This is a genomic window from Paracoccus sp. IB05, assembly GCF_016405985.1.
GTDB lineage: Bacteria > Pseudomonadota > Alphaproteobacteria > Rhodobacterales > Rhodobacteraceae > Pseudogemmobacter.
In genome coordinates, this window is record NZ_JAEFCF010000100.1 from 1 (window position 1) to 708 (window position 708).

The 708-nt window shown below is 60.5% G+C and carries 1 pseudogene; it reads right to left on the reverse strand.

From position 1 onward, the window contains the following. Positions 1 to 645: pseudogene (locus JC607_RS25210) on the reverse strand (transposase); the annotation flags it as partial. Between the last annotated feature and the right edge of the window lie 63 nt (positions 646 to 708).

Sequence of the window (708 nt, forward strand, 5' to 3'; positions counted from 1 at the left end):
CACTCGCCGAAAAGTCCTGTTGCAAGAGGTTCGGCGCGATGTTGAAGGCGTGCTCGCTGTCTGTGGTGCGCTTGAACTTACGACTGCGGATGATCTGAATGCCGTTCTGGCGCATCAGGCGGCCCACCCGGCGCTGGCCAACCCGCAAACCCAGTTCGTTCAGTTCCTCGGTCATACGCGGCCTGCCATAACTGCCCAGGCTCAGCCGATGCTGTTCGCGGATATGGGCCAGGATCACCATATCGCGCCGCTGACGGATGGACGGGGGCCTGCGCCGCCACGCGCGCAACCCGCGATCCGTCACGCCCATCATGCGACAGAGATAGCTGCGCGAAAGGCTGCCCCGATAGCTGGCAATGAACTGAAACTTCACGGCTTTTGAGCCGCGAAGAACTGAGCCGCCTTTTTTAACACTTCCCTCTCCTCGCGCAATATACGGTTCTCTTGCCGCAGCCGTTCATTCTCGCGAAGAAGATCGGCGTCCCGCTCCGGCACCTTCGCCTCATCGGAAACCGCCCGGATCCACTTGCCGAGCGTCGAAAGCCCAACCCCAAGATCAGACGCAACCTGACGCCGTGTCAGGCCGCTGGTGAGCGCGATCCGAACCGCATCACGCTTGAACTCGTCGCTGTGTGTAACTGCCATATCCTGTCTCCTTTGAAGAGAGCATCGCTCTCAGAAGACCGGAACAGAACCGGGACAGGTCCA